Annotated in this window: 9 protein-coding genes; 1 reads left to right on the top strand and 8 read right to left on the bottom strand. The window is 33.5% G+C overall.

Annotated elements, in window-relative coordinates; genetic code table 11:
- Positions 1-401: 401 nt before the first annotated feature.
- Entirely contained in the window at positions 402-1,889 is a 1,488-nt protein-coding gene (locus tag E4T68_RS03935; RefSeq protein ID WP_135124340.1) for a DUF1846 domain-containing protein, read from the top strand.
- A 226-nt stretch (positions 1,890-2,115) separates the two neighbouring features.
- On the opposite strand, the gene E4T68_RS03930 is transcribed toward E4T68_RS03935, so the two are convergent.
- The 8 genes from E4T68_RS03930 to E4T68_RS03895 all read right to left on the bottom strand — a co-directional run bounded on the left by E4T68_RS03930 (position 2,116) and on the right by E4T68_RS03895 (position 8,166).
- On the bottom strand, positions 2,116-2,901 hold the full coding sequence (locus E4T68_RS03930; RefSeq protein WP_135124338.1) for a formate/nitrite transporter family protein: 786 nt from the start codon (positions 2,899-2,901) through the stop codon (positions 2,116-2,118).
- Between the two features lie 351 nt (positions 2,902-3,252).
- On the bottom strand, positions 3,253-3,942 hold the full coding sequence (gene rplA, locus E4T68_RS03925) for a 50S ribosomal protein L1 (protein WP_135124336.1): 690 nt from the start codon (positions 3,940-3,942) through the stop codon (positions 3,253-3,255).
- An 85-nt stretch (positions 3,943-4,027) separates the two neighbouring features.
- Positions 4,028-4,453, bottom strand: a complete 426-nt coding sequence (rplK, locus tag E4T68_RS03920) for a 50S ribosomal protein L11 (RefSeq protein ID WP_135124334.1) — start codon at positions 4,451-4,453, stop codon at positions 4,028-4,030.
- A 399-nt stretch (positions 4,454-4,852) separates the two neighbouring features.
- Positions 4,853-5,182 carry a hypothetical protein gene (locus E4T68_RS03915; protein WP_135124332.1) on the bottom strand — a complete coding sequence of 110 codons (330 nt, stop codon included), beginning with the start codon at positions 5,180-5,182 and terminating at the stop codon, positions 4,853-4,855.
- 9 nt (positions 5,183-5,191) lie between these two features.
- Positions 5,192-5,503, bottom strand: coding sequence for a hypothetical protein (locus tag E4T68_RS03910; protein WP_135124330.1), 312 nt, complete (start codon positions 5,501-5,503; stop codon positions 5,192-5,194).
- Positions 5,503-7,134, bottom strand: coding sequence for a DUF2974 domain-containing protein (locus E4T68_RS03905; RefSeq protein ID WP_135124329.1), 1,632 nt, complete (start codon positions 7,132-7,134; stop codon positions 5,503-5,505). Before E4T68_RS03905 ends, E4T68_RS03910 begins: the two co-directional genes overlap by 1 nt.
- A complete protein-coding gene (locus E4T68_RS03900) occupies positions 7,127-7,558 on the bottom strand; it encodes a hypothetical protein (RefSeq protein ID WP_135124327.1) in 432 nt (143 codons plus the stop codon). The genes E4T68_RS03905 and E4T68_RS03900 overlap by 8 nt, the downstream gene beginning before the upstream one ends.
- Positions 7,559-7,734: 176 nt before the next feature.
- Entirely contained in the window at positions 7,735-8,166 is a 432-nt protein-coding gene (locus E4T68_RS03895) for a hypothetical protein (protein WP_135124325.1), read from the bottom strand.
- Between the last annotated feature and the right edge of the window lie 94 nt (positions 8,167-8,260).

Below are 8,260 nucleotides of genomic sequence, written 5' to 3'. Positions count from 1 at the left end.
AAGGGAAAATCATTTAATTTAGTACCTATTCAAATGATAACAACTATACAAAATGCGTTAAATAATAGACCTAGACGTATACTAGACTATGATACACCTCATACTATGTTTAATCGTTTGTGTGCAACGACATAAACTATAACAGAATAGGTGTAACCGTAAAGGCTCGCTACGCTAATACCTTGACCGTTACACCTATTCCATTACAAAACAACTATGTCGCACACAGACATAGACTGTGACTTTAGTATTTTTCATGTACTGTTGCACTTGGCTTTACAATTCGAGATAGTAAAAAAATGATAACAAATAATAAATATATTTTCTATTTTAAATCGTCTTATGCTATAATAATGTTTTGAAAATAGTAACGATTTATTTTATATGGAGAGGACAATAACATGAAAAAAGGATTTGACAGTAAACAATATTTAGATGAACAAAGTAGATACATTTTAGAGCGTGTGAATGCACATGATAAATTATATTTAGAATTCGGTGGAAAATTAATCGGAGACTTTCATGCTATGCGTGTCTTACCAGGATTTGACCCAGACGGAAAAGTAAAATTATTATATCATTTGCGTGAAAAAGCGGAAATTATCATTTGTGTCTACGCTGGAGATATTGAACAAAATAAAGTTCGTAGCGATTTTGGGATTACATACGATAGAGATGTGCTTCGCTTAATTGATGATTTACGTTACTGGGATTTAAGCATTAATAGTGTCGTTATTACACGTTACACAGGTCAACCTTCTGCTACACAATTCAAAAACAAACTAGAACGTCGTGGCATTAAAGTGTACACACACGGTTACACTCAGGGGTATCCTTTAGATGTTGATACAATCGTTAGTGATGCTGGTTATGGAAAAAATGACTATATTGAAACAACTAAACCTCTTGTTGTTGTTACTGCACCAGGTCCAAATAGTGGTAAATTAGCAACATGCTTAAACCAGTTATACCATGAAGTGAAACGTGGCAAAAAAGCAGGCTATGCTAAATTTGAGACTTTCCCAATTTGGAATTTACCATTAAAACACCCTGTTAACGTTGCCTATGAGTCTGCAACAGCAGATTTAGAAGATGTCAATATGATTGATACATTCCACTTGGAAAAATACAATCAAACAACTGTAAACTATAACCGTGATATTGAAGCCTTTCCTCTTTTAAGACGTATCTTAACTAAAATTAACGGATCAGATATTCCGTACTACTCTCCTACTGATATGGGGGTTAACCGTGCAGGATTTGCCATTGTAGATGATGAGGCTGTTCAAGATGCTGCTAAACAAGAAATCATTCGTCGTTATTTTGCACTTCAATGTGATTATAAAAAAGGCATTGGTAGTTTATCTGCTGCACAACGTGGCAAATATATTATGGACGATATGGGACTTAGTCCTAAAAACCGTCCAGTTGTTTCAGTGGCTAATCAAAAATCACAATCTTATGACAATATCCCTGTCGTAGCAATTGAATTAGCTGACGGAACAATCATTACTGGAAAACATAGCTCCTTAATGAGTGCAGCAGCAGCTTGTGTCTTGAACTGTGTCAAATATTTAGCCAATATTAGCGACGATATTCATTTATTACCTCCTGTTATTTTAGAATCAATTAACCAATTAAAACATGATGTTTTAACTAAAAAACAATCAAGCCTAGATTGTAAAGAAATTTTAATGGCATTAAGTATTTCTGCCGTGACAAACCCAGCAGCTGATGCTGCTTGGAAACAATTGGTTCAATTACGTGACTTACAAGCACATAGCACAGTCATTTTACAACAATCAGATGAAAACACATTTAGACAATTAGGCATTATGATTACATCTGAACCTGAATTTGCTAGTGATAGCTTATTCTACGGAAATTAAATTTTTATATATAGAAAAACTGTGCTGGCGAACAAAAAAGTTCGCCAGCACGTTTTTTGCATCACTAGGTAAAGCAATTTTGTTTTTACCACCATAATCTGAGAAAAACTAAAAGATATAACACTCGATTGAAACACACTGTATTCTATCAAGTCATGTATAGTTAATTTCTAACTCTTTATTTTTTCTATTGTTGATAAAAAAATACCATGTCTATCTTTTGCGATTAATCACGATAGATTGATTTTGATTTATTCAAATAAGCATACCCAACGCCTATAATTAGTCCTCCACCAATACAATTTCCAATAAAAGCAACTGACCATTGTCTAAACATATTTAACCAGTCTAGTTGTGGAATTTGATTGGCAATCTCATTGAATTTTACAATACTAAATGAGGCGAAATTAGCAATGACATGCTCTTCTCCTAAAAATACAAATAGAAAAACAGCTGATAACACAACCCACATTTTAGCACTTTGATTCTCAATAAATAAGAAAGATAATATAGCCACATTAACAAAAACATTTGCTAAAATTGCATCTAACAAAACAATGTGATTAGGTTTAGTTATTTTAGCAACAACATTAGCACTCACATAATCATCAAGATGTAAATGTGAAAATGCTGATGATTGACTAAATAAAAATCCAATAAGTAATGCTCCAATTAAATTGCATAAGGTACAATAGAATAAAATAGTGGCTGCCTTTTTCCAATGAATATGACGTTGATATGTCCCTGCTGCCAAATACATCATATTTGATGTGGCAAGTTCGGCATTTAAAAATAAAATATAAACAAGTCCCCATGCAAATAAAAATGAAAACATGAATTTTCCTAAATCTGGGTGAACATGACTAATTTTATCAGCTGCATAAGCTCCTCCTGCTGTACTCATTGTTAAAAAAGCACCTGCAAAGATAGAACGTAATCCATATTTTAGCTTACTTTCATCAAACAATGCTTCTTTTTTATGACATGCTTTTTCTATTTTTTCTGAAAACATAATGTGTTAATTCTCCTTTTTCAATATACGCTTAGTATAGCTTGGATAAAACTATTATTCGTCAAAGAATTCACAAATAATGAATGTATCCTTTTCTTCATCATCATTTTTTTTAAGTATCTCTTTTTGACTTAAAAATGTCATAGTCGTGTTTTACTGTTATGTTGATATGACGTCTCATAAAATGGCTCATACTAATTAGAGTAGCTATCCCTAGAATTTGAACAAAAAATCACATATTTATATCAGCAAGACATTGTATATTGCCTTGCACTCACATAACATCAGATACAAAAAATGTTTATATAAAACATGCACCCTCATCATGATATGAAGGTGCACATTACTATTTTATAGAGTTGTGCTGTCTACACGAACACCAGGTCCTAACGTAGATGTAATTGCAACGTTTTTAACGTATTGACCTTTAGAAGTTGCTGGTTTAATACGTACAACTGTTTCATGAATAGCTTTCAAGTTTTCAACTAATTTTTCATTATCAAATGAAACTTTTCCTACAGTAACATGTAAATTCCCTGCTTTATCTGCACGGTATGTCACTTTACCAGCTTTGATTTCTTCAACAGCTTTTGTAACGTCCATTGTAACAGTACCTGTTTTAGGGTTTGGCATTAATCCTTTAGGTCCTAATACACGACCTAAACGACCAACTTGTCCCATCATGTCTGGTGTAGCTACGATAACATCAAAGTCAAACCAGCCACCAGCAATTTTTTCGATTAAATCAACATCACCAACATAGTCTGCTCCTGCTGCTTCAGCTTCTTTAGCTTTTTCACCACGTGCAATAACTAATACACGAGCTGTTTTACCAGTACCGTGTGGCAACACGATTGCACCACGTAATTGTTGGTCTGCTTTTCTTGTATCAATTCCTAAACGATATGCAACTTCTACTGTTGCGTCAAATTTTGCAAAATCTATTTCTTTAACTAATGCTACTGCTTCTTCAATAGAGTATGATTTTGTTGCATCAACTTTTGCAGCAGCTGCTAAGAATTTTTTACTTTTCTTTGCCATATTAATTCCTCCTATTGTGGTTTTAGCGGTTTTACCTCCCACAGACTAAAATTAGTCTATCAATGAGAAGCTGTCTGTTTTTGTATTAGTCTTGAACAGTAAAGCCCATTGAACGAGCTGTTCCTTCAACCATACGCATAGCAGCTTCTACGCTAGCTGCATTTAAATCTGGTGCTTTCAATTCTGCGATTTCTTGTACTTGTTGACGTGTCACTGTAGCAACTTTTTTCTTGTTTGGTTCTCCTGAACCTTTTTCCACTTTAGCTGCTTTTTTCAATAGTACTGCTGCTGGTGGAGTTTTAGTAACGAAATCGAATGAACGATCTTCATATACACTAATTACTACAGGAATAATCAATCCTGCTTGGTCAGCTGTACGAGCATTAAATTCTTTACAGAATCCCATAATGTTCACTTGAGCTTGACCTAATGTTGAACCTACTGGTGGAGCTGGTGTTGCTTTACCTGCAGGAATTTGTAATTTAACAATTTTGACAACTTTTTTAGCCACGAAACATTCCTCCTTGATTTAAGTCCGTGATGTGGTTTAATGGAGTTAAAGATTTCTCCTCCCACGCCTGTACACACGTACCACGATATATTACCAGATTATGTGTCACATTTCAAGTATTATCATCCCATTTTTTCTATTTTTTTATAGTATACCCTGTTGCAAAATAACAGGAAAAATATTAAAAGAACAGGATATACGTAAACAGATAGGTCAATGTGTCCCACACCTGTTAAAATGGGACTGGAAAAAAAGTCTTAACAATAAAAAACAGCTCATTCTAACGTCATCAGAAACGTTGGTTCTAAGCTGTTTTCAATTTTTCACATGTTAATCGAAAGGCTAAAATTTTAGTTTTTTCCAGTCCCTACGACGTATACACATGATTTATTGTTTATTTTACACATCGTCATCTTGACTCTCTTCAATGTCTTGCACTTTTTTCATATACTGTCTTTTTTCTTGGATAATTAACTCTTCTAACTGTGCTAACTGTCTATTATACTCTTTTTCCATCTCATCTAAATGCTCAGTTATCCTATTCAAAAGCGATTGCACTTCGTATGTCTGGCTACCTTTACACCACGTATAAACAGCTTTCACAATGTCTTGCGTTTCACGTGATATTTGGTATTTTAAATCATGAATAGTCTCTTGAGCCGTTCGATATGTTTTCATTGTCAAACGGTGTGCATTCTCTATGTCATCTAATTGTTTTTGTTTTGTCATCTTCTACACCTATACAACGAGTGGTGCCTTTAATAGTGGTGTTGTCATCGTCTGCAATTTTTCTTGTGCAGCTTTTGCAACCGTCCCTTTAAAACCATATTGTATTCTTTCCACATAATCAACTGCTACACCTTTTTTAAACGCTTCATTCAACTCGTCTAGTTGTCTAGCTAGTTCAATACTGAGCATTTCAATATCTAAACGAGTATGTGCCAAACACGCTTGGCTAGCTAATTTCTGTTGTAATTTCATCTGTTGTCTATAACGCTCAAATTGTAAGTCTACATTTATCATTTCAGATACCCGCAATTGATACTCCATTATTTCCTCCACCTTTCTTGAACAGTCGTCATTATCTCTTCAAACGACTGCCCTTGCCCTTTATCTAACATAACCATCTGTTCAGCTGCTTTAACCAATGTTTGTGAAAATTGCTCAATATCTACTTGAAACTTATCCATGTTACTAATCATTTCACTTTCTATATCATCTCTCCAAAAGGTATGTAATTGAAAATTTGATATTAGATTTTCTAACTCATAGTGATTAAGATGTTTACCTAACCCATACACTTGCTGATGTACTTTATGGACAAGATGATATACTTGCTCTTTATACTGTTTTAATAACGTTTTGACTTGGTTTATTCTATCTTCATTCTCAAATGTTGCCAACTGAGCCGCCGATAAAACCAATTGTTGTCGTAACATAATCTCTTGTTCGCCAGTAGCTTTTAAAATACGCTCTTGTAGTAATGGGATATTAGCATAGTTCCACTCAAGTGATTGTTGTCTTGTTTCTTGTATAATAGCGTCGTATTCTTTTTTAAATTCATCTAATAAATACTTCACTTCTACATTGTATTGGTACTCCACCTGTTTTTCAAGTAGCGCTTTTAATCCCTCCGTGATAGCCGTTAAATAAGTACCACCTTTAGATTTTACGATATCTATATATTTCCTTGTTAAACGGCTTATTTTTTCCCCCGCTTCTATCAGTTCTGGATGAAAATCTGGCGTTGCCACTAAAATATTCCCCTTACTATCCATTTGTAAATCTCCAAAATCATGTGCCACACCATCATCAAACGTTCCTTTATAATGTAACGGTACAATAATATGAGTTTTGCCAAATTGTTCATTTTCTGGCACATCTCTATTCGCCATTGACACAATATCAAATGGATTAAGAAAATACTCTACCTTCTCACTTGCTCGTTTGATTTGTTCCTCACTTAACCCCATTTTTTTCAAACTCTTCATCACATCTGGACCATGAAATAACACCACTTTATTAATTCGTTCCAATGTATGAGCATCTAAGTTAGCAACTGCTTGTGCTGCATTGATTGACCCCAATGAATGTCCCGTTATATTCAACTGTGCGCTTGGTGCATAAGTCTTTAATTCTTGTACTTTCACTGTTATCGCCTCATGTGTCAGTTTAGCTTGAGGAATATATGCATCACTCATGATAAAAGGCTCATTATTATCAAGCCAATCATTTAATGGCAACTGCACGTCATGTAGTGCAAATCGAAAGCCGTCACTGCCACGTATCGCTAAATACGTTTCTTTTGTGTCATTTGTTAACGTCGGTGTGTCTGTTAAAAAATAGGCATTAAATCCTTTAACCCTATCACTCAGTAAACCCTTTTCATTCTCATACACATCAAACGTTTCAACATGATTTTTCCCACCAGTTATCACATGACTATCTACTTTTTTATACAACACTTTTTTTGTGGGGTCTGGTTGTAAATAGACAATACCATTATTGGGTAAATTTTGACCGCCGAATACGGTGGTATTTTCATACATTTCATCAACCGAATAATCTATCTCTTCAACTTTTAGTATACTGTCCAACTCAGAAAATGTCAGTGGTCTTTTACGATATGCGCTTTGAGCCAAATTAGCATATATATTATCAAATGTCTGTAAATTATTCATATCTCACCCACACATTATCTTTCAAAATTTTCGCAGGATTTAACATCCCAATTTTATCAATATTAGGCATATCATCATATTTTTCTAAATAAAAATCTACTTTAAGTTTAGTATGCTCCAGATTATTAAATTTACCTCGTACAGATAAATTATACCCACTTGGTGTTATCCACCCATTACTAATACTATCAACCTCAAATGTTGACCAATCAAATTGCACACTTTCTATTTTAGGGTATCTTTTTTGGATATACGCAATCATGTCCGCTTCATGCTCTTTTAAATAATTTAATTGTTTTTTACGATAATTTTCTTGTGGTGTTCCATTTAACGAAAATCCATTGAATGCCATTGTTGTGACTACTCCCCCTCCAATTAAAAGACTGGCTATGCCTAGTCTACATAATAATTTTTTCTTTGACACATTAAACTCCTCCTTTTGATTGTCATTTAATAGTATCTTTAATGTTTATATTATAATACAATTGATATATAATTGCTTTTCATTTATCTTTGTGTACTTCATCAAAAAAATTCAATGGTCTTTTTAAATATGTATTTTTGGTCGAATTAGTCTGTATACTGTCAAAAGTCTGTAAACTATTCATAAATATCCCATCCACCATTTTTTAAAATTTTTGGATCATTTAACATACCTATTTTTTTTATATCAGGCATATCGTCATATTTTTCTAAATAAAAATCTACTTTAAGTTTAGTATGCTCCAGATTATTAAATTTACCTCTTACAGATAGATTATATCCAGTTGTCGTTATCCACCCGTTACTAATCGGTCTGACTTGAAATGTTGACCAATCAAATTGTACACTTTCTATTTTTGGATATTCTTTTTTGATATACGCAATCATGTCCACTTCATGCTCTTTTAAATAATTTAATTGTTTTTTACGATAATTTTCTTGTGATGTTCCATTTAACAAAAATCCATTGAATGCCATTGCTGTGACTATCCCTCCACCAATTAAAAGACTGGCAATACCTAGTCTACATAATAATTTTTTCTTCGACATGTTAAACTCCTCCTTTTGATTGTCATTTATATTTGTGTTCTTTATCAAAAAAATTCAATGGTCTTTTTAAATATGTACTTTAGGACAAATTAGC

Source organism: Granulicatella sp. WM01 (assembly GCF_004570605.1).
In the GTDB taxonomy this organism is placed as follows: domain Bacteria; phylum Bacillota; class Bacilli; order Lactobacillales; family Aerococcaceae; genus WM01.
The sequence above is the reverse complement of the archived record's forward strand: the minus strand, read 5'-3'. Positions and strand labels throughout refer to the sequence as shown.

Coding starts and splice junctions, on each gene's coding strand:
- rplA (WP_135124336.1), bottom strand. CDS start 3,942: ATGGCAAAGAAAAGTAAAAAATTCTTAGCAGCTGCTGCAAAAGTTGAT.
- E4T68_RS03905 (WP_135124329.1), bottom strand. CDS start 7,134: ATGAATAATTTACAGACATTTGATAATATATATGCTAATTTGGCTCAA.
- E4T68_RS03935 (WP_135124340.1), top strand. CDS start 402: ATGAAAAAAGGATTTGACAGTAAACAATATTTAGATGAACAAAGTAGA.
- E4T68_RS03910 (WP_135124330.1), bottom strand. CDS start 5,503: ATGGAGTATCAATTGCGGGTATCTGAAATGATAAATGTAGACTTACAA.
- E4T68_RS03930 (WP_135124338.1), bottom strand. CDS start 2,901: ATGTTTTCAGAAAAAATAGAAAAAGCATGTCATAAAAAAGAAGCATTG.
- E4T68_RS03915 (WP_135124332.1), bottom strand. CDS start 5,182: ATGACAAAACAAAAACAATTAGATGACATAGAGAATGCACACCGTTTG.
- E4T68_RS03895 (WP_135124325.1), bottom strand. CDS start 8,166: ATGTCGAAGAAAAAATTATTATGTAGACTAGGTATTGCCAGTCTTTTA.